At 73.9% G+C, this 22,640-nt stretch carries 22 protein-coding genes and 1 pseudogene; 14 read left to right on the top strand and 9 right to left on the bottom strand.

Annotation, left to right across the window (positions count from 1 at the left end; all coding sequences use genetic code 11):
• Window positions 1-16: 16 nt before the first annotated feature.
• Entirely contained in the window at window positions 17-898 is an 882-nt protein-coding gene (locus ACZ3J7_RS08185; RefSeq protein ID WP_465618082.1) for a DUF72 domain-containing protein, read from the top strand.
• On the opposite strand, the gene ACZ3J7_RS08180 is transcribed toward ACZ3J7_RS08185, so the two are convergent.
• The 5 genes from ACZ3J7_RS08180 to ACZ3J7_RS08160 all read right to left on the bottom strand — a co-directional run bounded on the left by ACZ3J7_RS08180 (window position 876) and on the right by ACZ3J7_RS08160 (window position 5,493).
• Window positions 876-1,691: an HAD family hydrolase gene (locus ACZ3J7_RS08180; RefSeq protein WP_465618080.1), complete on the bottom strand. Its 816-nt coding sequence runs from the start codon at window positions 1,689-1,691 to the stop codon at window positions 876-878. The genes ACZ3J7_RS08185 and ACZ3J7_RS08180 overlap by 23 nt on opposite strands.
• Before the next feature lie 115 nt (window positions 1,692-1,806).
• Window positions 1,807-2,733, bottom strand: coding sequence for a hypothetical protein (locus tag ACZ3J7_RS08175; protein WP_465618078.1), 927 nt, complete (start codon window positions 2,731-2,733; stop codon window positions 1,807-1,809).
• A 98-nt stretch (window positions 2,734-2,831) separates the two neighbouring features.
• A complete protein-coding gene (locus ACZ3J7_RS08170) occupies window positions 2,832-3,302 on the bottom strand; it encodes a hypothetical protein (RefSeq protein WP_465618076.1) in 471 nt (156 codons plus the stop codon).
• A gap of 73 nt (window positions 3,303-3,375) precedes the next feature.
• Window positions 3,376-4,443, bottom strand: coding sequence for a ParB-like protein (locus ACZ3J7_RS08165; protein ID WP_465618074.1), 1,068 nt, complete (start codon window positions 4,441-4,443; stop codon window positions 3,376-3,378).
• Window positions 4,444-4,605: 162 nt separating this feature from the next.
• The gene (locus ACZ3J7_RS08160; protein WP_465618072.1) at window positions 4,606-5,493 is read right to left on the bottom strand and encodes an LLM class flavin-dependent oxidoreductase; all 888 of its coding nucleotides are present in this window, start codon (window positions 5,491-5,493) and stop codon (window positions 4,606-4,608) included.
• A gap of 85 nt (window positions 5,494-5,578) precedes the next feature.
• On the opposite strand from ACZ3J7_RS08160, the gene ACZ3J7_RS08155 reads away from it, so the two are divergent.
• From ACZ3J7_RS08155 to ACZ3J7_RS08145, 3 genes are all read left to right on the top strand, one after another.
• Window positions 5,579-6,757, top strand: a complete 1,179-nt coding sequence (locus tag ACZ3J7_RS08155; protein WP_465618070.1) for a hypothetical protein — start codon at window positions 5,579-5,581, stop codon at window positions 6,755-6,757.
• Between the two features lie 94 nt (window positions 6,758-6,851).
• Complete coding sequence (locus ACZ3J7_RS08150; protein WP_465618068.1) at window positions 6,852-7,133, top strand: hypothetical protein; 282 nt, start codon at window positions 6,852-6,854, stop codon at window positions 7,131-7,133.
• The gene (locus ACZ3J7_RS08145) at window positions 7,130-7,522 is read left to right on the top strand and encodes a type II toxin-antitoxin system VapC family toxin (protein WP_465618066.1); all 393 of its coding nucleotides are present in this window, start codon (window positions 7,130-7,132) and stop codon (window positions 7,520-7,522) included. The genes ACZ3J7_RS08150 and ACZ3J7_RS08145 overlap by 4 nt, the downstream gene beginning before the upstream one ends.
• A gap of 38 nt (window positions 7,523-7,560) precedes the next feature.
• On the opposite strand, the pseudogene ACZ3J7_RS08140 reads toward ACZ3J7_RS08145, so the two are convergent.
• Window positions 7,561-7,803: pseudogene (locus ACZ3J7_RS08140) on the bottom strand (LLM class flavin-dependent oxidoreductase); the annotation flags it as partial.
• A gap of 61 nt (window positions 7,804-7,864) precedes the next feature.
• Between ACZ3J7_RS08140 and ACZ3J7_RS08135 the strand changes: the two are divergent.
• Entirely contained in the window at window positions 7,865-8,023 is a 159-nt protein-coding gene (locus tag ACZ3J7_RS08135; protein WP_465618064.1) for a hypothetical protein, read from the top strand.
• A gap of 78 nt (window positions 8,024-8,101) precedes the next feature.
• Here ACZ3J7_RS08135 and ACZ3J7_RS08130 read toward each other — a convergent pair whose 3' ends face one another.
• The 3 genes from ACZ3J7_RS08130 to ACZ3J7_RS08120 are packed head-to-tail and all read right to left on the bottom strand — an operon-like array spanning window position 8,102 to window position 13,112.
• Window positions 8,102-8,542, bottom strand: coding sequence for an SUKH-3 domain-containing protein (locus ACZ3J7_RS08130; protein ID WP_465618062.1), 441 nt, complete (start codon window positions 8,540-8,542; stop codon window positions 8,102-8,104).
• 5 nt (window positions 8,543-8,547) lie between these two features.
• On the bottom strand, window positions 8,548-12,393 hold the full coding sequence (locus ACZ3J7_RS08125; protein WP_465618060.1) for a DUF6531 domain-containing protein: 3,846 nt from the start codon (window positions 12,391-12,393) through the stop codon (window positions 8,548-8,550).
• A complete protein-coding gene (locus tag ACZ3J7_RS08120) occupies window positions 12,390-13,112 on the bottom strand; it encodes a WXG100-like domain-containing protein (protein WP_465618058.1) in 723 nt (240 codons plus the stop codon). Before ACZ3J7_RS08120 ends, ACZ3J7_RS08125 begins: the two co-directional genes overlap by 4 nt.
• Window positions 13,113-13,590: 478 nt before the next feature.
• Here ACZ3J7_RS08120 and ACZ3J7_RS08115 point away from each other — a divergent pair, with 478 nt between their 5' ends.
• The 9 genes from ACZ3J7_RS08115 to ACZ3J7_RS08075 all read left to right on the top strand — a co-directional run bounded on the left by ACZ3J7_RS08115 (window position 13,591) and on the right by ACZ3J7_RS08075 (window position 22,487).
• Complete coding sequence (locus ACZ3J7_RS08115; RefSeq protein WP_465618056.1) at window positions 13,591-14,871, top strand: hypothetical protein; 1,281 nt, start codon at window positions 13,591-13,593, stop codon at window positions 14,869-14,871.
• Between the two features lie 201 nt (window positions 14,872-15,072).
• Window positions 15,073-16,002, top strand: coding sequence for a hypothetical protein (locus tag ACZ3J7_RS08110; RefSeq protein WP_465618054.1), 930 nt, complete (start codon window positions 15,073-15,075; stop codon window positions 16,000-16,002).
• A 34-nt stretch (window positions 16,003-16,036) separates the two neighbouring features.
• A complete protein-coding gene (locus tag ACZ3J7_RS08105) occupies window positions 16,037-16,963 on the top strand; it encodes a hypothetical protein (RefSeq protein WP_465618052.1) in 927 nt (308 codons plus the stop codon).
• On the top strand, window positions 16,960-17,790 hold the full coding sequence (locus tag ACZ3J7_RS08100; RefSeq protein WP_465618051.1) for a hypothetical protein: 831 nt from the start codon (window positions 16,960-16,962) through the stop codon (window positions 17,788-17,790). Before ACZ3J7_RS08105 ends, ACZ3J7_RS08100 begins: the two co-directional genes overlap by 4 nt.
• A complete protein-coding gene (locus ACZ3J7_RS08095) occupies window positions 17,787-18,782 on the top strand; it encodes a hypothetical protein (RefSeq protein ID WP_465618049.1) in 996 nt (331 codons plus the stop codon). The genes ACZ3J7_RS08100 and ACZ3J7_RS08095 overlap by 4 nt, the downstream gene beginning before the upstream one ends.
• A gap of 147 nt (window positions 18,783-18,929) precedes the next feature.
• The gene (locus tag ACZ3J7_RS08090; protein ID WP_465618047.1) at window positions 18,930-19,940 is read left to right on the top strand and encodes an ABC transporter ATP-binding protein; all 1,011 of its coding nucleotides are present in this window, start codon (window positions 18,930-18,932) and stop codon (window positions 19,938-19,940) included.
• A complete protein-coding gene (locus tag ACZ3J7_RS08085) occupies window positions 19,937-20,833 on the top strand; it encodes an ABC transporter permease (protein ID WP_465618045.1) in 897 nt (298 codons plus the stop codon). The genes ACZ3J7_RS08090 and ACZ3J7_RS08085 overlap by 4 nt, the downstream gene beginning before the upstream one ends.
• A gap of 9 nt (window positions 20,834-20,842) precedes the next feature.
• Complete coding sequence (locus ACZ3J7_RS08080) at window positions 20,843-21,760, top strand: ABC transporter ATP-binding protein (protein ID WP_465618043.1); 918 nt, start codon at window positions 20,843-20,845, stop codon at window positions 21,758-21,760.
• Between the two features lie 10 nt (window positions 21,761-21,770).
• Window positions 21,771-22,487: an ABC transporter permease subunit gene (locus tag ACZ3J7_RS08075; RefSeq protein WP_465618041.1), complete on the top strand. Its 717-nt coding sequence runs from the start codon at window positions 21,771-21,773 to the stop codon at window positions 22,485-22,487.
• Window positions 22,488-22,640 lie beyond the last annotated feature (153 nt).

Here is a 22,640-nt window from a genome sequence, read left to right as displayed (position 1 = left end):
CGGGAAGGCGCGGCGCATGGGAGAGATCCGGGTCGGTGCCTGCTCCTGGACGGACAAGGAGCTGGTCGCCAGCGGCTGGTACCCGCCGGGGCGGCGGGACGCCGAGGGCAGGCTGCGCCACTACGCGACCAGGTTCCCGCTGGTCGAGGTCGACGCCACCTACTACGCGCTGCCCAGCACCCGCAACAGCCTCCTGTGGGCCGAGCGCACCCCCGCCGACTTCCGCTTCGACGTGAAGGCGTTCTCCCTGCTCACCGGCCATCCCACCCGGACCGCCGCGCTGCCCGCCGACCTGCGCGCGGCCCGGCGGGACGACCCGGGGCTGCTGGACGAGGTGTGGGCCCGGTTCAGCGGCGCGCTCGAACCGCTGCGCGCGGCCGGCCGGCTCGGCACCCTGCTCTTCCAGTTCCCGCCCGGGCTGGCCCCGGGCGGCCCGGCCCGGTCGGTGCTGCGCGCCTGCCGGGAGCGCACCGCCGGGTGGCCGCTGGCGGTCGAGTTCCGCCACCCCGACTGGTGGCGGCCGGAGCAGGCCGACGCCACCCGGGCCCTGCTGGCCGAGCTGGGGGCGGCCGCGGTGGCGGTGGACACCGCGCAGGGCCTGCCCGGCTCCGTCCCGCCGGTCGCCCCGGTCACCTCCCCGGAGCTCGCGGTGGTCCGCTTCCACGGCCGCAACCCGGCCTGGGGCACCGGCTCCAAGGAGGACCGCTACCGGCACGACTACCGGCCGGCCGAGCTCGCCCCCTGGGCGGAGCGGATCCGGGAGATGGCCGACCGGGCCCGGGAGACGCACGTCCTGTTCAACAACTGCTGCGGCGACGCCGCCGTCCGGGCCGCGGAGACGATGGCCGACCTGCTGGCGCCGCCGGGGACGGCGGTCAGCCCAGCAGCGACTCGATGACCGCCGCCACGCCGTCCTGCTCGTTGCTGACGGTGTGCCGGGCGACGGCGGCCAGCACCAGCGGGTGGGCGTTGGCCACGGCGTAGGACTGGCCGGCCCAGGCCAGCATCTCCAGGTCGTTGGGCATGTCGCCGAAGGCCACCACCTCGGCGGCGTCGATGCCCTGCTGGGCGCACCAGCGGGCCAGGCTGCTGGCCTTGGTGACGCCGGGGGCGCTGATCTCGATCAGCGCGATCGGGCTGGAGCGGGTCACCTCGGCGCGCGGGCCGACCACCGCTCGGGCCCGGTCCAGGAAGGCGTCGGGGGAGAGGTCCGGGTGCTTGCCCAGCACCTTGAACAGGCCGGCCACCCGCCCGTCGGAGAGCAGTTCGGCGGCGGTGGCGACCGCGTGCTCCTTGTCGGACTCCCACATCGCCACGTTGTACTCCGGCTCCCGGGCGAAACCGCCCGGGAACTCGAACGCGAAGGCGGTGCCCGGAAGTTCGGCCCGCAGCAGCTCCACCACGGCGAGCGCCCCGGCCGGGTCGAGCGGACAGGTCTCCAGCAGCTCGCCGCGCCGGACGTCGACCACCGCGCCGCCGTTGGAGCAGATCGCCACGCCGTGGCCGCCGATGTGCGGGCCGAGGTGCCGCATCCAGCGCGGCGGCCGCCCGGTGACGAACACCACCTGCACCCCGGCGGCCTCGGCGGCGGCCAGCGCGGCGGCCGTCCGGGCGGTCACCGTGCCGCCGGAGCACAGCAGGGTGCCGTCGAGGTCGGTGGCGATCAGGCGGGGGCGCGGGGAGGCGGTCATCCGTCCATCTTCGCGCACTCCCCGGGCAACCGGGCCCGCCCGTGCGGGCGGACCCGGTCACCCGGTCACCCGGTCACCCCGGCGCGGTCCGGCCGCGACGCCCGGGGCGCGGGGTTCAGGCCGCGACGTTCAGGGTCAGCGCGGCGGTGTGCAGCGTGCCGCCGGTCCGGAACTGCAGGAACAGCCGCCAGTCGCCGGGCTTCGGCAGCTCGGCGTGGAAGGCCAGGGTCGGGCCGCCGCCCGCGCCCTCGACGGCCTTCGCCTCCGGGTGCAGGTGCGCGAACGCCCGGTCGCCGGCGTGGAAGGCGGTCAGGTGCGCGTACGACTCCAGGTACGGCTGCAGGTCGGTGACCGGCTGCCCGTCCTTGCTGACGGTGACGGTCAGCTCCCCGGCCGCCCCGGCCCTCGGCGTGCCCGCGACGGTCACCGTGTAGCCGTCCGCGGTGGTGCTGCCGGCGGGCGCGGGCAGCGGCACCGCCTCGGCCTGCCCGGGCACCGTCGCGGTCCGGCTGAGCACCAGCCCGGTGCCCGCGCCGCCGCCCGAGCCCGGGACGAACGAGGCGTACATCCGCCAGTCGCCGGGCGCCAGGGCGTCCAGCGGGGCGCTCCAGCTGCCGTCCGCCGCCCGCACCGGGTGCAGGTGCCGGAAGCCGGACAGGTCGGCGCGGATCGCGTAGAAGTGCATCTCCTCGGTGTTCTCCGGCCGGTACGAGGTGAGCACCCGGCCGTCCGGCCCGGTCACGGTGAACCGGTACTCGGTGCCGGACAGCGCGCCGTCCAGCCGGTAGCCGCCCTGCTCGGCGGCCAGGCCGTCGGCGGCGGCGCCGCCGCCCGTCGTGCCGTCCGGGCCGTGGCTCATGCCGGCCATGTCGTGGCCGGCGGAGGCGGTGGCGGGTGCGGTGGTGGACGCGGCGCCGTGGTCCATGCCGGCCATGCCGTCGCTGCCGCAGGCGGCCAGGCCGAGGACGAGGGCGCCGGCCGCGGCGGCGGTGAGCAGGGCGCGGCGGGGGGTGGTGGTCGTGCGGGCGGGGGTACGGGTCATCGGGGGTTCGCTCCAGGGTGCGCGCGCGGGTGCGCGGTCGCGGACGGGACGCGGCGCCCGGCCGGCCGCGGGCACGCGGATCCGGCCGGGTGGCGCCCTCACCTGCGGGCGACGCAGACCCGGAGCAGTACGTCCCGGCCGCCGTCCGGCGGGGCCCGCCCGCCCCGCTCCGCCCCGGCCGGGCCGGGCCCGGTGAGTGGCGGCAGCGGCGGGTGCGGCGGCAGGGCCGCGCCCGGGGCGGGCACCGGCGACCGGTCGCGGGCCTGGGTGGAGACGCAGGCGGCCGTCGCGCTCCCGTGCCGCTCCGGCCCGGTGGCGTTCGGCGGGTCGGCCGCGTGCCGGGCGTGCCCGGCCGTCGGCCCGGACCGGTGCGCGGTGGCGGCCGGAGCCGGGACCGGGGCCGAGGCCGGAGCCGAGGGGCCGGCCGGGTCGGCGGGGTGGCAGCCGGTGGCGCTCGCCGGGCTGCCGTGCATCAGGAACAGCCCGAGCAGCAGGGCGCACAGCACCGCCCACCGGGCGGCCGTCCGGCCACCCGGTGCGGGGCCGGTGGTCCGCGCTGTCCGCTCCATCCCGCCCACCATACCCCTGCTGGGTATGCGAGAGGGTGGACTTCCGGCCGCCGCCGCGGCGTCAACCGGCCGGTCAGCCCAGGCCGTTGACCTTCTTGTACTCCAGTGCGTAGGCCAGCTTGCCCGGCTTGGCGTCGGTGTACGGCTTGCCCAGCTTGTCGAACTCGCCCTTGTTGGCGGCCTTCCCGGCGTTCCACTGGTCCAGCGCGGACAGGTCGCCGGCGGTGAAGCCGTTGCTGACCTCGGCGGTCTTCGGCAGCGCGGTCATCGCCTGGGTGGTGCCCTTCACGGCGGCCAGGTAGCCGGCCAGGTCGTTGCGGTCCCAGCCCGACAGGTCGACCGGCGCGGCGTCGCGGATCCAGCTGCCCCAGTAGAACTCCTGGAACGGCACCGCGTTCTGGGTGTAGCCGATGTCCCGGCCGAAGTAGAGCAGGCTGCGGTACGGGTCGTCCTGGAAGTTCGCCAGGCCGACCGAGGTCGGCAGCTTGTTGACCTTGACGGGGTCGCCCTGGGGGTCGCTCAGGTACACCCACTTCTCGGCCCGCATCCGCGCCCAGAAGTCCTTCTGGGTCAGCGTGCTCAGGTTGGCCAGCACCCGCAGCCGCACGTGCAGGTCCGCGCCGCCGTCCGGGGTCTCGTAGAACGAGGTCAGCGTGTGGTGCCCGTCGGTCAGGAACGGCTCGCCGCCGGGGCCGATCACCACGGTCTTCATCGCGGCGGTGCTGTCCGCGGTCTCGGCGCCCACCGGCAGCGAGCAGGTGAACGAGGACGGGTCGTCCAGCCGCGCGTCCGGCCGGGCGGCGACCGCCTCGACCCGGCCGTCGGCCTCGCACCAGTCGCTGAACTTCTTGTTGATCGCGTCCTTGCCCAGCGTGTAGCGGCCGAGCTTGTAGTAGACCTCGTCGTAGCCGAGCGAGGGCTGGGTCGGGTGCACGTCGCCGATCCGGACGTCCAGCAGCTGGCCCGGCCGGGCGCACAGGTACCCGGCGAACGGCGTCCTGCGGTTGTCGTGCCCGCAGAACGAGGGGCGCTCACCCGGCGCGCCGGGCGCGGCGAACGCGGCCGGTGCGGTGGTGGCGACGGCGGCCAGGGCCGCGCCGACCGCCAGCAGCGGGACGGCGGACGGGACTCGAAGACGCATGACACTCCCTGCGAAACGGCTTGATCCGGCCCGTGAGCGTCCCAGCGACCGGCCAACGCCCGGGGGAGCCGCCATGGAATCCCGGAGAACGCGGATGAACGATCACCCGATCCGTCCGCAGTCCCGTCCGCAGTCCCGTCCGCCGTCCCGTCCGCCGCCGGTTCAGCCCAGCTGGGCCAGGCCCTCGGTGGCGATCCGCTCGAAGACGTCCAGGTCATTGGCGAAGATCGAGTCCGGCACCGGCCAGTGGATCACCAGCTCGGTGATGCCCAGCTCCCGGTACCGGCCGGCCCAGTCGACGAAGGCGTCCACCGACCGCAGCGGCCGCTCCGCCGTCGACCCCTGCAGCAGCACCTTCTCCAACTCGCCGACGTCCCGGCCCGCCGCCTCGCAGGCCGCCGCCAGCTTCGCGATCTGCCCGGCGATCACCTCGGGCGCCTGCTCCACCGGCACGTCCGCCGGCCCGCGCGGGTCGCCGTACGTCACCCAGCCCTGCCCGTGCTCCGCCGCCAGCCGCAGCCCGCGCGGCCCGGTCGCCGCCACGTAGAACGGCACCCGCGGCACCTGCACGCAGCCGGGGATGTTCCGGGCCTCCACCGCCGAGTAGTACTGCCCCTCCCGGGTCACCGCGTCGTGGCGCAGCAACTCGTCCAGCAGCCCCACGAACTCCCCGAACCGCGCCGCCCGCTCCTTCGCCGACCACGCCTCCTGTCCCAGCGCCGTCGCGTCGAACCCGACCCCGCCGGCCCCGATCCCCAGCGTCAGCCGCCCGCCCGACACGTCGTCCAGCGTCACCAGCTCCTTCGCCAGCGTCACCGGGTGCCGGAAGTTCGGCGAGGTCACCAGCGTCCCCAGCCGGATCCGCTCGGTCGCGCACGCCGCCGCCGTCAGCGTCGGCACCGACCCGAACCACGGCTCGTCCCGGAAGCTCCGCCAACTCAGGTGGTCGTACGTGTAGGCCGCGTGGAAGCCGAGTTCCTCGGCCCGCCGCCACACCTGCTGCCCCTCGCTCCACCGGTGGATGGGGAGGATCACCGTGCTCAGTCGCATGGCCCCGACCCTACGCGCGAGCTGCTGCGGGTGAGGTTCTGGCAAGGCCGAGGGACGGTGTGCGTACGCCCGCTAGCGTGGTGCCGTGGACACGGACGCACGCTTGCTCGCTGATCTCGTCGAGCGCAGTGCCGAGTTGAAGGGCGCGTTGGTTGCCTTCGGGCAGAGCGCGCGCTTCGACCGGTGGCTGACGCCGCTGCTGCTGGAGGCTGCCGGCCCGGAGCGGACGTTGGACGAGACCGAGGCGATCCGGATCATCGACCACTTCCTCCTGCGGTACCGCCTGCCGGACGGTGCGACCGTGGTGGACCGGTTCGTCGCCGGACGGCGGGACCTGACCGGGGCCGACCGGGAGCTGCTGCTCGGCTGGCGCGAGCCGGTCGAAGGGATCTTCGAGGTGCGGCGCAAGGACGGCGACGCCGTCGTCCTGCTGAACCTGGTCGACGACCTGGAGTACCGCGCGTACTCGAACGTCGGGCGGGCCGCGTTCCGCGGCGTGTCCAAGGGAGGGTTCCTCCTCACCTGCCTGGTGCCCCTCGTCCCGGCCGACGGGGCCTGGCTGGTCTCGGGCGCCATGGAGCACTACCCCAGGACCGGCGCCGCCGAAATCGCCGAGGCCGCGCTCCACCTGGCAGTCGGTCGGCCCGAACTGGTCTTCCGCAACCCCGAGAAGATCGAACAGGGCTGGCAGCAGATGCGGGAGGACCGAGCCGCCTTCGTCGAGTTCTGCGGCGCCGACGAACTCGTCCTACCCCCGAGCCACGCCGAGGAACTGCTGAACTCCTACTACCGGCACCGGCGGGAAACCACCGCAACCGCACACCCCGGCCGCGTACGGGGAAAGCGGCTGCCCGATCCGGACTTCCCGGCCTTCGAGCTGCCGCCCGACCTCGCGGACGCGGACACTGTCGGCGTCATCTACGACGAGATCGACGGACTGAACTTCTACCCGGACTACGGGATGCTGCTGGACCTGTTCGCCGACCCGGACCTGACGGGCCGCCGGAAGCACCAGGACCTGCTGCGCAGCTACCTGCGCGAGGACTCGATCACGCCGCTGCCGATCCGCCGCCTCGCCGCCGCCCACCCGGAGACCGCCGACACGATCTTCCGGAAACTGCTGCGACAACCCGGATTCGGCTGGGCCGAGCACGGCGAGGAACTGCTGCGCCGACGCAAGCCCTGGTACTACGAGAACGAGCCCCTCCCCGGTGTCTCCGTGATCGGCGAGCGCCTCGGCGAACTCGCCGCCGGTCGACGGTAGTACCGGGCGGCGCGCTGCCGTCGGAAGCACCCGAACCTCCGGACTCCAGAGCGTCGGCGCACAGGGTTCACAAGTGACGTACTACACTTTTCGCATGGATACTCCTCGCGCCGGCAAGACCCGGGTCACCAGTGTCTCCTTGCGCGCCGAGACGCTGGAGGCGATCCGCGCGCGCGCCGGGAAGCAGGGCGTCTCCTCGTACATCGAGGAGGCCGTGCAGCGGCAACTCCAGCGCGAAGCCATCGACGAGTACATCGCCACCGCCGAAGCGGAGCACGGCCCTGTTGATCCGGCCGAGGTGGCGGCCAGGGCCGAACGCATCCGCGCCCACCACGCCGCCCACCGCGACGACTCGGCTCCGGCGGACGCGGCGTGAGCGGCACGCTCGTTCTCGACGGCGAAGCACTCTCCGAGCTCTCCCGCCGCCACCGTGACATGACGGTCTGGCTGGACGTCGCGCGCAACCTCGACCTCCTGGTCGTCACCAGCGCGGCGACGCTGGTGGAGGCCCGCGACCCGAAAGTGCCGCAAGCCGCGTTCGACCACGCCGTCTCGCTGGCCAAGGTGCGACCCGTCACGGAGGAGATCGCACGCGCCGCGAGCAAGCTCCTCGCGACCGAAGGGCTGCACGGCCACAAGTACGCCATCGACGCGATGCTCGCGGCCACGGCCCACCTCGAACGCGGTGACGTCACCGTGGTCACGAGCGACACCGACGATCTCCGCCGGCTCTGCCACCCGCGGGTGGCAGTCGAGCCGATCTGAGCGGCCCACCCGACGACCTGCCGCGCCCTCGCAGGTCAGACCGTGATGGGTGAACGAGGCTCGACCGACGTCACCAGCGTCCCCAGCCTGATCCGCTCGGTCGCGCAGGCCGCCGCCGTCAGCGTCGGCACCGACCCGAGCCACGGGCCGTCCCGGAAGCTCCGCCAGCGCAGGTGGTCGTCCGTGTAGGCCGCGTGGAAGCCGAGTACCTCGGCCCGCCGCCACACCTGCTGCCCCTCGCTCCACCGGTGAACGGGGAGGATCACCGTGCTCGGTCGCACGGCCTGACGCCATGCCGCCGAAGACCGGCCGGGACGTGCGTACCAGCGGCGTGCTTGCTTCATGGCGGCCACCACGCGCGTCACGGTCACCCTGCCCACGGAGCAGGTGGCCGAGCTGAAGAAGTTCACGGACGACGTCTCCGGCTACGTCGCGGAAGAACTCCGCCAGTACGAGGAACAACACGGCGCGTTCACGGAAGAGGAGCCTGCCACCGCGTGAGTGTGCGGATCGAGACCGTCGTGCTGGACTCCCAGGGAATGTCCGCCTGGTTCTCGCAGGACCGGGGCGGGCTGTCGGTCACTCCTCGATGACGTCGGGCGCGATGCCGCGGATCAGCCGCTCCAGGGCCTCGTCGCCGGTGCCGAACGAGGCGAGCCAGTCGGAGACCAGGTAGACCTCGCCCGATTCCGACATGCCGAGGAAGAAGCGGCCGTGGTCCAGTTCGCCGAGCGGGAAGATCGTCGTGCCGATGTCCTCGCCCCATTCGGAGAACCGGTCGTCCTCTCCGAGGGCGAAGGTGGGGTCGAACGCGAAGGGCGCCCGGGCGACCGAGACCCCCGGCCCGCTGACGTCCACTTGCAGTCCGCCGAATTCGGAGAGGAAGCGGTCGGCGGCGTCGTTCGGGCGGAAGCCGGATTCTTCGAGGCTGCGACGCCACGGTCGGGTGTCGATCCGGCGTTCCGGCTGCCATCCGGCGGCCCGGAGGGCGTGTTCGGCCTCGTCGGAGAACCTCGTCATTCCGCTCACCTTCGTCCGGTCATTCCGTCGTCCGTGATGAAGTCAAGATCATACTTATCGGAGAGCACCCGGCAACTGTCGCACGGGCCGATGTGCTTGCCGTGGTTGTCGTTCTTGGAGATCAGCATGGCCGCCGCCGACGATCCGGTCGGGTCCTTGCCTGCGGTCAACGCGTCGGAGAGGAGGCGGGGTATGCCGCACTTCCCGTGGCCGTTTCCGCGGCCCTCCGCCGGTATGTCCTCCAGGGCGTTGTGGATGTCGGGGTGCAGCGGTGGCGGGTCGCCCTTGACGCTGGTGTTCGTGGTGATGGTCCCGTCCGGCAGTTTGAGGCCCTCCGCCACGCCGGGGCGCTTCTTCCCCGACAGGCCGAGGGCGCCGTCCGCCTCGGTCTTCACCGCGTCGAGGAGGTCCTGGTGGTGGGGGTGGGGCGAGAGTCCCAGCGGGTCGGACCAGGTGTGGGGGTTGTGGACGTAGGTGTCGGCGTTCGGGGCCGGGGTCAGGCCGAGCGGGTCGGGGCTGGTGTAGCGGGCGGTCTCGGGGTCGTAGAAGCGGCTGACGTTGTAGTGGAGGCGGGTCTCGGGGTCGTAGTACTGGCCGGGGAAGCGCAGCGGTGTGTGGGTGGTGCTGGCGGCGGGCCAGGTCGTGTTGCCCCACAGCGTGGTGGTGGCCCGCCAGACGATCGTGTCGGTCGTGGTGTCGACGAGTTCGGTCGGGGTGCCGATGAGGTCGGTGACGATGGCGAAGAACCGGCGGTCGATCCGGCCCTGGTCGGTGTCGGTGACGGTCTCGGTCTGGGCGAGCGGGCGCCGGTCCCGGTAGTCCCAGCTCACGGTGTGCGGGCCGGGGAGGTAGGGGGCGTGGGTGGTCTGTTCGGCCAGGGACGTCCCGTCCCAGGCGAATTCGGTCTGCTCCACGACCGTGGCGCCGTCGTCGGCCAGCCGTTGTTTGGCGATGCGCCGTCCGAACGGGTCGTAGAGGTAGCGCCAGCGGGTGCCGTCCGGGGTGGTGACGTGGGTGAGGCGGTCCTCGGCGTCCCAGGTGTAGCGCCAGGTGTCCGGCTTCTTCGACAGCCGGGCCTTCTGCCGCAGGGTGACCCGCCCGGCCGCGTCGTACTCGTAGCGGACGCGGCCCGCGGTGGCCAGCTGGGTGCCCTCGTAGCTGCGCGGGCCGAGGGCGGCCCGGCCGGAGCCGGTGGCGGGCCAGTCGGCGTCGGTGAGGTTGCCCGCGAGGTCGTAGGCGTAGCTCTCGGTCCAGTTCTCCGCCCGTACGCCGGTGACCCGGCCGGCCTCGTCGAGGTCGAAGGAGCGCCGGCCGGCCAGCAGGTCGTCGACCGAGGTCAGGCCGCCGCGGCCGTAGGTGTAGTCGCGCTGCTGGAGGACGCCGGGGCCGGCGTGCGAGGCCGATGCCAGGCGCTGTCCGGTGAGGCGGCTCAGGGCGTCCCAGGTGCTCTCCACGGACAGGTGCCCGTCGTACGTCCGCCGCAGCTCGCGCCCGGCCGCGTCGTGGCTGAACGCGAGGTTCCCGCCGGTGCCGGTGAGGGCGGCGGGCCGGCCGGCCGCGTCGTAGGTCCAGGTGCTGGTGTGTCCGCCGGGCGTGGTCCGGCGGACCCGCCGTCCGAGGCGGTCGAGGGTGTGGGTGAGGACGCGTCCGTTGGTGGACTCGGAGAGCAGGTGGCCCAGCGCGTCGACGGTGCGGACCACGTCGGCGTCCGGGTTGGTGGCCCGCACCAGGTACCCGGCGCGGTCGTAGGAGTACCGGGTGACGCGGCCCTCCGCGTCCTTGGCCGTGACGCGGCCGGGCAGGTCGTAGGTGTAGCGGGTCCGCTGGCCGGTCGGACCGGTCCGGCAGACGACCTGGCCCGCCGCGTCCAGGTCGTAGCTGGTCGTCCGCCCGTGGAAGTCGTTCTCCGAGACGAGCCGGCCGGCCGCGTCGTAGGTGTAGTTCCAGGTCTGGCCCACCGCGTTGACGACGGCCACCAGCAGCATGTCCGCGTCGTGGACGTGGGTGTAGCGGGCGCCGTCGGGGCCGGTGGCCGCCGCGAGGGTCTCGAAGTGGGTGTACTCGAAGGTGCTGGTCCGGCCGAGGGCGTCGGTGTGGGTCCGGGCGTTCCCCTCGCCGTCGTAGGTCCACGACTCCGTGCCGCCGTCGACGCCGGTGCGGGTCGCCGGCCGCCCCTCGGTCGTCCAGGTCAGCCGGACCGTCCCGCCGGCCGGGTCGGTGGCCTCGACGACGCGGCCGAACGCGTCGCGCCGGATGCGCACCGCCGCGCCGGTCGCGTCGGTGATCTCCACCGGGAGGCCGGCGGGGTCGCAGCGCACGCTGGTGGTGCGGCCCGTCGCGTCGGTGACCGCCGCGACGTGACCGAGGTCGTCGTAGCCGTACGAGGTGACCGCGCCGGTCGGGTCGGTCAGGGTGGTGCGCAGGCCGGCCGCGTCGTAGGTGTGCCGCCAGGTGGCGCCGCCGGGGTAGACCACCGTCTCCGGGAGGCTGAGCCGCCCGGCGTACGTGGTGGTGATCCGTTCGCCGTCGGGGCGGGTGACGGAGACCAGGTCGCCGGCGCCGTCGTAGGTGAAGCGGGTGGTGCGGCCGAGGGGGTCGGTCTCGGCGAGGAGGCGGTCGTACGCGTCGCGTTCGTAGCGGGTGGTGTGGCCGAGGGGGTCGGTGACGGCGGTGACCTGGGCGTGTTCGTTGATCAGGTAGGTGGTGGTGTGGCCGAGGGCGTTGGTCTCGGTGTGGGTGGCGAGGCCGGTTCCGGGGTCGGGGTCGGAGTAGGTGAAGCGGAAGGCGAGGGTGCCGGTGGTGCCGCCCTCGTCGGTGACGCGGTCGAGGTGGTCGTAGGCGTAGCGGTACCGGGAGTCGTTGCGGTCGGTCCAGGAGGTGAGGCGGCCGTGCGCGTCGTTGGTGAAGCGCATGGGTTTCCCGCTGGAGTTGTAGACGGCGGTGAGGTGGCCGTCGGTGTAGCCGTAGCGGGTGAGCAGGGCGTCGCCGCCGGTGTCGCCGGCGCCGGCCAGGCGCAGGGCGGTGATCCGGTCGGCGTCGACGGTGACCAGGAGCCGGTAGCCGCCGGAGTGGGTGATGGAGAGGGGGACGCCGTCTTCGTCGTAGGCGAGGGTGTAGTGGCGGCCGTGACGGTCGCGGACCTCGGTGAGCGGGGCCTCGTCGCCTTCGGGGACGGGGGTGAAGGTGCGGACGAGGCCGGTGGCGGGGTCGGTGACCGTGTAGTGGCCGTCCGCGCGGAGGTCGAGCTCGTGGCGGGAGCCGGCCGAGGGGTGGACGGGGTCGCCGGGTTCGGGGTGGGGGTAGGCCTGGGTGATGCGGTCGGGGCGGATGTGGACGACGCCGTGCTCGTCGATCTCCAGGCGTTCGTCGAAGGTGCAGATCCACTTCGGGCCCATCCAGCGGCCGGTGTGCAGGCCGGACTCGAAGTTGCGGGTGAACAGCAGCGGGAGGGAACCGGGCAGGGAGGCGTCGACCTGGTCGATGAACATCCGGCCGGTGGCGATGTCCACGGGCTCGCCGGGGCACTCGCGGGAGGCGTGGTCGCGGCCCTCGACCCGGGGCCTGCCGACCTGGTCGCGCCCCTTGCCCCTGGGGTGCGAGCCGCCGCCCCGGCCCGGCCGCCCGCCGCCCGCGCGCGGGTGCGCGACGCCGTCCCGTCCCTCGCCCTTGAGGATCTTCGCGAGGTCCTTGGCGTGCTTCTCCTCGATCTCCCGGGTGTTCTTCGCGACGGTCTTCAGGTTGTCGCCGGCCTTGCGGTAGAACGACTTCAAGGCCTTCCCGGCGTCCTCCGCCAACGTCTTGCCGAGCTTCTGCGCACCGTGTTCGAGGGCCCTGACGATCTGGTTGCTCATTCGAAGCTGACCCCTTCGACCTTCGCCCGGAACGCCTGCGCGTGGCCGGCCACCGTCTCGGCGTGCTCGTGCATCATCCGGGCGTGGTCGTCCAGGGCGTCCGGGTCGATCCGGAACCCGGAGCCGCCCCCGCCGCCGGAGACCCCGAGGGCGCCCTCCACGGCCTGGAACACCAGCCCGTTCACCGCGTTGGCGACGGTGTCCACCAGCGGGCCGATCGCCGCCTCCACCACCTGGGCGATGATGTACTGCTCCAACTGCTGTTCCAGGTAGTTGATCAGGCGCTTGGCGGCCTCCTCGATCGCAATCAGGGCCGCCTCCGCGAGGCCGAAGGTGGCCACCGCCGCCGCCTGGTCGGCCACGAACGCCACGGCCAGCGCGACGAGTTCGGCGATCGTCTCGACCTTCATCGCCACGATCACCCCCGCCGCGACGTCCAGTGCCTCGGCCACCACGTGGCAGGCCTGGACGAGCTGGTCGAGGTGGCCGTCGGACACCGAGGCCCACTTCGCCAGCAGCGCCTCGTACGAGGCGCCCTCGTACGCCTCGCCCAGCCGCTGGACGGTGGCCGTCGACTGCTGGTGCGAGCTCTCCACGTTCTCGGCGAACTCCCGTACGTGCGCGGCGAACTCGCGCACCTTGTCCTCGTTCACGGTCGGCCAGTTGATGCCGAAGAACGACAGCAGCTGCACCACCTCGTCGGGCAGTTCGATCGCCACGGCAAGCCCTCCCCGACCACGAACGGACGTCCGGGCGACCGTAGCCGCGGACCCGCGCCCGGGCGAGGGGGCTTTCCCAAAGTTTGACCGTGGACGGACGGCGTCCGCTTCCCTCCGGAGCCTCGCCGGACGGGCCGGGGCGGGGGGGCGGAAGCCGCCTCCGGCCTTGCCGCGCAAGGGAAATACGCTCCAGGAACGGCGGCACCGGCGGCGCCCTGGCCAGCACCGGCGCGGACGGCCTGGCCCCGATGCTGGGCGGCGGCCTCGTCCTGCTGGGCGGCGGCGCCGCGACCCTGCTGGGGCTCCGCCGCGGACGCGCCGCGCGGAGCTGACCCGCACCGGCGGGCCCCGCGCGGCCGGACCGTCCGGCCGCGGGGCCCGGACCGGCCAGGGGGCGCTTCGGCGGTGGTCGGGACCGGGCCCTAGGCTCGACGCGAGCCCGAACGACGGGCCGGGAAGGCCTCTTGGAGGGGTACGGATGAGCTGGGACGGCGGCAGCCCGGGGCAGCAGCGGTACGGAAGCGGGCAGCCGCAGGGGCCGGGTGGATGGCCGGGCTACGGGCCGCCCGGCGGCGGCACCGGCGGCTGGGGGCAGGGCCCCTGGGGCGCCGCCCCGATCGCGCCGAGGCCGGGCGTGCTGCCGCTGCGCCCGCTCTCCTTCGGCGAGATGTTCAGCGCCGTCTTCGAGACCCTGCGCCGCTACACCGCCGCGCTCTACCTGCCGCTGCTGGTGGTCGTCGGCGTCCTCGCGGTGCCGCTGGTGGCGGCCTGCCTCCTGCTGGCCGGCCCGCTCGCCGACGCGTTCCACGACCTGGCGGTGCTCGGTGACGAGGCCGGCCCCGACCAGGCGTGGGCCCTGCTCCGGCCGCTGATGCTGCTCACGGGCATGCTCCTGCTGCTGTCGTTCGCGCTGTACGCGACCGCCGGGCCGCTGGTCACGGTGGTGCTGCGGGCCGCGACGCTCGGCCGGCCGATGAAGGCCGCCCAGGCCTGGAAGGAGGCCCGCCCCCGGCTCGCCACGACCTTCGCCGTGCTGGGGATGACCCTCGGCTCGCTGGTGCTGGCGTTCGTCGTGCTGATCGGGCTGATGTTCCTGCTCGCCGGGACGGACGCCCCGGGGGCGGTCTGGCTGCTGCTCGTGCTGCTGGGCATGGCGCTGTCGGTGGCCGGCGTCCACACCATGGTCCGGCTGTCGCTGCAGGTCCCGGCCGCGGTGCTGGAGGAGGGCACCGCCGGGGCGGCGATCCGCCGGGCCTGGCAGCTCAACCGGGGCAACTGGTGGCGCACCTTCGGCCTCACGGCGCTGGTCTCGGTCCTCGGCACGGTCGCGACCAGCTTCGTCAGCCTCCCGTTCCGGATCATCATGTCGATCGCGATGCCGGCCGGCGCGGACCTCACGGGGAGCACCGCGGACCTGGGCGGCGTCGACCACGGCGCGGTGACCTTCCTGGTGCTGGCCTCGGCGCTGATGGGACTGCTCGGCACGACGGCGACCGCCCCGCTGGTGCCGCTGGCCAACGGCGTCCTCTACATCGACCGCCGGATCCGCAAGGAGCGCCTGGACGTCGCCCTGGCCGAGGCGGCGGGCATCCACTTCGCCGAGTCCTACGGCTACCCGCAGCCGGGCCGGCCCGCTCAGCCCGCGACGCCGCCCGCCGCGCCGGTTCCGCCGCAGCCCGCCGCACCGGCCGGGCCGGGGCCGGAGGCCGCCCGGCCCGGGGCCGGACCGTCCGACGGGGAGCGCCCGGAGGGGAGCTGACGGCAGCGGGTTGCGGTTGCATCACGGGCTGTCCGTTTGGCCGTGGATTACGGCAAATCGCCCGTGGAACCGTGTTGTTGAGGGGCGCACGGGTCTCACATAATTCGTGCACCGCGTGATGACGACGACCGCGTTCGAGCCGGCCGGGGGGACGGCTCGCGCGGCTGCGCGGACAACCATGTGAACCCTGGGGGGAGACCCTTGTCCGTTCCCGAACCGTCCGCTGAGCCGGCACCGGCTCCGGCCGCTCCGGAAGCCCCGCCCGCCGTCCCCGCTCCGGACGCTCCGGACGCTCCGGACGCTCCGGATGCTCCGGAGGCCGGGACCGAACCCGTACCGATCCCGGACGCTCCGGACGCCCCGGACGTTCCGGGAGCGCGTCGGCTGCCCCGGGCGGTCGGCGTCGCCCTGGCGGTGGCCGGCCTGCTCGCGGTGACCGCCGTCAGCGCGGTCGTCACCGTCGCGGTGGGCAAGCCCGACCGCGTCGGCCACCCGGTGGCCGGCGCGGCCCCGCCGAGCGCCGCGCCCTCCCCCTCGGGCTCGCCGAGCCCCAGCCCCAGCCCGAGCCCGACGCCCACCCCGAGCCCGACGCCGCCGCCCCCGGCCCCGCGCCCGTCCAGCACCCTGCAGGGCAGCGTCTCGGGCGGCAAGCACAGCGGCGACCTGCGGTACTTCCTGCTGCCGGTGCCCGACAACGCGGACCCGTACGGCTCCCCGGACGGCGCGATGATGAGCATGGACGACCTCCAGGCGCAGTACAGCAAGGACGTCGACATCAGGAGCGTCCTCGACTCCTGGAACTTCAAGGACGCGGCCACCCGCACCTACCGCACCCGGGACGGGAAGAGCGAGGTGCGGATCGAGCTCAAGCGGTTCAGCCGGACCGACCGCGCCCAGGGCTTCGCCGACAACAGCAGCTTCGACCAGGACTCGTTCGGCATCGACGGGGTGTCCAACGCCAAGGGCTACATCTTCAAGCCCGAGCAGCAGGCGTACACCGGCCACCTGATCGGCATCGGCGTGGTCGGCGACGTGGTCTACGAGGTCACCGTCGACGTGCAGGGCGACCCCGACAAGGCGCTGCTCGCCGACGCGATGAAGCGTGCCCGCGACCGCCTCGCCAACGGCTGACGGCCGTCCCGAACCCTCTTCCCAGGAGCATCAGTTGAGCACCGAACCCGCGGAGCCCGGGCAGCCCGGGACGGCCGCCGCGCCGCCGCCCGCCGCACCCGCCGGGCCGCCCGCCGCGCCCCCGAACCCGTTCGCCCCGCCGCCCCCGCTCGTCCCGCTGACCCCGTCGGGCGCTGCCGAGCTGCCGGGCGCCGCCGAGCCGTCGGACGGCGGCGCGCCGCTCGGCGCCACCGAGCTGTTGGAGGCCGGGGGCGAACCCGCCCGGAAGAGGCGCCGGATCGGCACCGGCGCGCTGTTCCTGACGGCGGTGCTGGCCGGACCGGTGATCGGCGCCGCGGTCGGCTACGCGATCCAGTCCTCCCGCCCGCCGACGCCGCTGCCGGCCATCACCGCGCCCAAGCCCTCGTACCCCGCCGAGCGGGTCGACCCCAAGCTGCTGGCCGCGGCCGGCCCGCAGCCCCTGAACATCGACGGCGACCTGCGCAAGCTGCTGGTCGAGCGCCCGGCGGGCAGCCAGGACCGCACCGACGGCGACGGGGACGGCTGGCTGTCCCCGGCCGACCGGGCGGAGACCTTCGGCAACAGCCAGCGCATGTTCACCCAGATGCTCAGCAACGGCTTCCGCCGTGCCGCCACGGTGCGCTGGGAGACCGACGGGGACGTCTACCGGGTGATGCTGGTGCAGTACGCGCCGGACTCCGCACTGGAGGCGATCACCGGGCTGACGCCGGACACCACCGTCGACATGGACGTCTCGAAGATCCCGGGCAACGACGAGAGCTTCCTGCTGATCTCGAAGAAGACCTTCAACTACGCGCGCAGCACCGAGAAGTACTACTACGGCGAGGCGAGCGCCCGGAAGGGCACCGTGCTGATGACCGTCCAGGTGTACGCCAAGAACCCGGTGGACCGCGCGCGCCTAGAGGACATCGCCAAGCGGCAGTGGGAGCGACTCGCGTGACCGACATCGAACCCACCACCGTCCCGGAGAACGCACCGGCCGCCCTGCCGGACGCCCTGCCGGTCGTCGAGCCGAAGCCGTCCCGGCGCGCTCCGCGGCGGGCCCCGAAGGCGGTCGCCGCGGTCCTCGCGGCGGCGCTGCTCGGCGTCGGCATCGGCGAGCTGGTCATCAAGGTGCACTACGACGACGGCCCGGCGCCGTCGGCCGCGGCCGCCCCCGCGGCACCCGCGCCGTCGGCGAGCACGCCCGCGCCGTGGGGCGCCAAGTCGAACGGCAACCACTTCGGCAGCCTGCGCGACCTGCTGCTGCCGGTGCCCGCCGGGTACCGGCTCGGGCCGGACTACAAGGACCTCGGCAACGACGACGAGTTCGTCGGCGAGGACCTGGCCCGGGTGCAGGAGGAGCTGGTCGCCGAGGTCCCGGAGAAGTACCGGGGCGAGCTGAAGGACGCGCTCGCCAGCCTGCACTTCACCGGCGTCGGGGTGCGCAGCCTGGTGCAGTCCGACAGCCGGCTGATGGCGGTGCTGAAGCTCAGCCAGTTCAACCAGCAGACGGTGTCGCAGCAGAACGCGCTGTTCGGCGCGCTGGTCGACGACAGCGACCTGTTCCGGCGCGGCCCGGAGGTGCCGGGCCACCCGGACGCCCGCTGCGGGCTGCCCACGCTGGAGGCCGGCGACCAGCTCGACTACGTCACCTGCTACTCGGCCGAGGGCGATCTGCTGGTGCAGATGCGGGTCTCGGGGGTGGCACCCCTCGACCAGAACAAGGTCGTGGACCTGTTCCGTCAGCAACTGGACCGACTGGCCCGACCGGGAGCCTCCGCATGAGCAGCGACACCCCTTCCACCCCGCCGGAGCCGACCGCCCAGGCCACCCCGGACACCAAGGCCGCCCCGGCCGACGGGTCGGAGCAGCCGCTGTTCCCGCCCCCGCCGCCCGCGCCGCCCGCGCCGGAGCGGACGCCGGAGGAGCGGGCGGCGCGCCGCCGCCGCTGGCAGCTCGGCGCGGCGGCGCTGCTGACGGTGGTGACCGGGGTGGCGGCGGCGGTCCTGGTGACGCTGCCGGAGCGCACCGACATCCCGGGCCTGGCCACGCCGAACGACGGCCGGTACGAGTTCCCGGAGTTGGCGCTCCCGCCGCTGCCCGCGGATGCCTCGCCGCCGTCCGAGTACAAGTCGCGGACGCACGCGGCGGACCTGCGGGGCCTGCTACTGCCGCTGCCGAAGGGCGCGGTGGCCACCGGGCCGTCCGCGTCCCCGTCGGCGTCCGCCTCGTCCACGGCCGCGCCCTCCGCGACCGCGTCCCCGTCCGCCCCGGGCTCCGCGTCCGGCTCCGCGTCCGGGTCCGCCTCGCCGACCCCGGCCCCGGGCCTGCCGCCGGTGCCGGGCCGCTGGATCCCGTGCGACCGGGACGCGATGCTGGCCAAGGACGACGCGCACACGCTGCGGCTGACCACGGACGCCTGCCGGGGCGCCGCCGCCCAGGGCTGGACGGCGGCCGACGGGACGCGCACCGAGCTGCGGCTGTTCCGGTTCGGGTCGAAGGACGAGGCCGCGGACTTCTTCGCCGGCGCCTACCAGCAGACCTCGACGAAGGACGTCGGGGCGACCCACCTGGACGCCGAGAGCAAGTACCCGGTCGCGCTGGGGGAGACCGACGTCCGGGTGTCGGACGAGCAGGTGGCCGGTCTGGCGACCGGCCGGATCGGCTGGCTGCAGAGCGGCGACGTGGTCGCGCTGGTCCAGCTGACCAACCCGAAGGGCGTCCCGACGCAGGCCTTCCGGCAGGTGTTCGCGCTGCAGAGCGGCATGCTGTACTGACCGCGCGCCGGGCCGCCCCGGCGGCGGCGCGGCCGTCCGGTCCGCTCCTCCCCTAGGGGGCGGGCCGGGCGGGTCATCCCGTGGGGTGAGGGAAGCCGGGCTTCCCAGCGCATTCCGCCGGGCGGGGCGCACGGCTACGTTGATGCCGTGTCCACAGTCATCAAGACGGACGGCCTCACCAAGAGGTTCCCCCGGGTCACCGCGCTCGACCGGCTCACCGTTGAGGTGCAGCCGGGCGTGGTCGGCCTGGTGGGGGCGAACGGCGCGGGCAAGTCCACCCTCATCAAGATCCTCCTCGGGCTGTCCCCGGCCACCGAGGGCACCGGTCAGGTGCTCGGCCTGGACATCGCCACCCAGGGCCCGGAGATCCGCGAGCAGGTCGGCTACATGCCGGAGCACGACTGCCTGCCGCCGGACGTGTCCGCCACCGAGTTCGTGGTGCACATGGCCCGGATGTCCGGCCTGCCCGCCTCCGCGGCCCGCGAGCGCACCGCCGACACCCTGCGCCACGTCGGCCTGTACGAGGAGCGCTACCGCCCGATGGGCGGCTACTCGACCGGCATGAAGCAGCGGGTGAAACTGGCCCAGGCCCTCGTCCACGACCCGAAGCTGGTGCTGCTGGACGAGCCGACCAACGGCCTCGACCCGGTCGGCCGGGACGAGATGCTGGCGCTGATCCGCCGGGTGCACGCCGACTTCGGCATCTCGGTGCTGGTCACCACCCACCTGCTGGGCGAGCTGGAGCGGACCTGCGACCACCTGGTGGTGATCGACGGCGGCAAGCTGCTGCGCTCCTCCTCCACCGCCTCGTTCACCGGCAGCACCCGGCTGCTCGCCGTCGAGGTCACCGACCACCCGACGGACCGCGCCTTCGACGCCGACGCGGCGCTGACCGAGCGGCTGACCTCGGCGGGCCTGACGGTCCGTCCGGACGGCAGCCGGATCCTGCTGGTGGAGATCGCCGGCGAGGAGACGTACGACACCGTCCGCGACACCGTGGACGACCTCGGCCTCGGCCTGGTGCGGCTGGAGCAGCGCCGCCACCGGGTCGCCGAGATCTTCAGCACCCGCTCCGACGAGCCCGGCGCGGACGACCACGACGGCCACCACGACCACGACGCCCTCCAGGACGCGTCCGCAGGAGGCGAGCAGGCATGACCACTCCCGCCGACGCCCACGGCGGCGTCATCCACGACATCGGCTACCGCCCCTACACGGGACCCCGGTTGGGCCGCCGGTACGCCACCCGCTCGCTGTACGTGCAGAGCCTGCGGGCCGCGTTCGGCCTGGGCCGCTCCGGCAAGTCCAAGGTGCTGCCGTTCCTGCTCTTCGGCGCGATGACCGCGCCCGCGCTGGCGATGCTGGCGATCGCGCTGTTCGTCGGCATGGACAAGATGCCGCTGGACTACGCCGCCTACCTGGCCGCGCTCGCGGTGCTGCCGCAGATCTTCCTGGCCGCGCAGGCACCGGTGCTGATGTCGCGCGACCTGCGGCACCACGTCGTCCCGCTGTACTTCTCCCGCCCGGCGACCCGCGGCGACTACGTGGCGGCCAAGTTCGCCGCGATGTTCAGCGCCCTGATGATCGTGCTGTCCGCGCCGCTGCTGCTGCTGTTCGTCGGCGCGCTGCTGGCGAAGTTCCCGTTCGGCGACAACCTGGTCCACCTGCTGTACGGCCTGGTCGCCGCGGTGCTGTACGCGCTGGTGTACTCCGCGCTGGGCCTGCTGATCGCCGCCGCCACCCCCCGCCGGGGCTTCGGCGTGGCCGCGATCATGGGCGTGCTGATGATCACCCAGGCGCTGGCCTCGATCGTCTACGCGATCAACGGCGGCTTCGACGCGCTGCGCCAGGAGTCCGCGTCCTGGGCGTACCTGATCTCCCCGTCGAAGCTGGTCGAGGCCCTGGTCAACCAGGTCTTCGCCCTGCAGAAGGACGAGCCGTTCGTGCTGCACGCCCCGGGCGCCGCGGGCGTGGCGCTGTTCGCCCTCGTCCTCGTCGCACTCACGGCCGGCGGCTACGCGCTGATGCTGCGCCGCTACCGGAACGTCTGAGAGGCAGCCATGGCCGTCATCACCATCGACAAGGTCTCCCGCTGGTTCGGGAACGTGGTCGCCGTCAACGACGTCACGATGACCATCGGGCCGGGCATCACCGGCCTGCTCGGCCCGAACGGCGCCGGGAAGTCCACCCTCATCCACATGATGAGCGGCTTCCTCGCGCCCTCCTCCGGCACCGTCGCGCTGGACGGCGCGACGATCTGGCGCAACCAGGAGGTGTACCGGAAGATCGGCCTGGTCCCCGAGAAGGAGTCGATGTACGACTACCTGACCGGCTGGGAGTTCGTCCTCGCCAACGCCGAACTGCACGGCCTGGCCGACCCGGGCGCCGCCGCCGAGCGGGCGCTGGCCCTGGTCGAGATGGAGTACGCCCAGGAACGGCAGACCGGCACCTACTCCAAGGGCATGAAGCAGCGGGTCAAGATGGCCTCCGCGCTGGTCCACGACCCCTCGGTGCTGCTGCTCGACGAGCCGTTCAACGGCATGGACCCGCGCCAGCGCCTGCACCTGATGGAGCTGCTGCGCCGGTTCGGCGCCGACGGGCGGACCGTGCTGTTCTCCTCGCACATCCTGGAGGAGGTCGAGCAGCTCGCCCGCCACATCGAGGTGGTGGTGGCCGGCCGGCACGCCGCGTCCGGCGACTTCCGGGAGATCCGCCGCCTGATGACCGACCGCCCGCACCGCTACCTGGTGCGCTCCAGCGACGACCGCAGGCTCGCCGCGGCCCTGATCGCGGACGGCTCCACCTCCGGCATCGAGTTCGACGCCGCCGAGAAGGCCCTGAGCGTCCAGGCGGTCGACTTCCAGGGCTTCACCACCCTGCTGCCCAAGGTCGCCAGGGCGGCCGGCATCCGCCTGTACACCGTCTCCCCGGCCGACGAGTCGCTGGAAAGCGTCTTCTCGTACCTGGTCTCGTCCTGAAGGGCCCCCGATGAACACCACCGTCGCCCGGCTCACCGCGCGCGGCCTGTTCGGCCGCCGCCGGGTCCTGATCCTGCTGGCCGTCCCGGTCCTGCTGCTGGTGATCTCCGTGATCGCCCGCAACAGCGGCCTGGACCGGCTGGACCTCGCGCACAACGTCCTGGGCAACCTCGCCCTCGGCACCCTGGTGCCGATCACCGGCCTGATCGTCGGCACCGGCGTGATCGCCACCGAGATCGAGGACGGCTCGATCGTCTACCTGCTCGCCAAGCCGCTGCCCCGCTGGAAGATCGTCACCACCAAGCTGGTCGTCGCGATCGGCAGCACCTGGCTGCTGGCCGCCGTCCCCACCTTCGTCGCCGGCCTGGTGCTGTACGGCGGCGGCGACCGGGTGGCGCTCGGCTACGGGGTCGGCGCGCTCGCCGCCGGCGCCGCGTACAGCGCGCTGTTCCTGCTGCTGGGCGTGGTCACCCGGCACGCGGTGATCGCCGGCCTGGCGTACGCGCTGATCTGGGAGAGCCTGATCGGCAACTACGTCGAGGGCGCCCGCACCTTCTCGATCCAGCAGTGGGGCCTGTCGCTGACCGAGGCGGTCGCCGCCGACGGCACCGTGGTCGCCCCGGTCGGCCTGCCCACCGCCGTCTGGCTGCTGGCGGTCGTCGGGATCGGCGCCACCGCGCTCGCCTCGGTCAAGCTCTCCGGGCTCACCCTCGGCGGCGAGGAGTAGCCCCGGCCGGACGCGGGGGGGGGGGGGCGGGCCCCCCCCCCCCCCCCCCCCCCCCCCCCCCCCCCCGGCCCCCCCCCCCCGGGCCCCCCCCCCCCCCCCCCCCCCCCCGCCCCCCCCCCCCCCCCCCGGGCGCAGCGGCCCCCCCCAAACCCG

Source organism: Kitasatospora sp. NPDC015121 (assembly GCF_055562955.1).
Note: the sequence above shows the minus strand (reverse complement) of the source record. Positions and strands in the feature narration are given on the sequence as shown.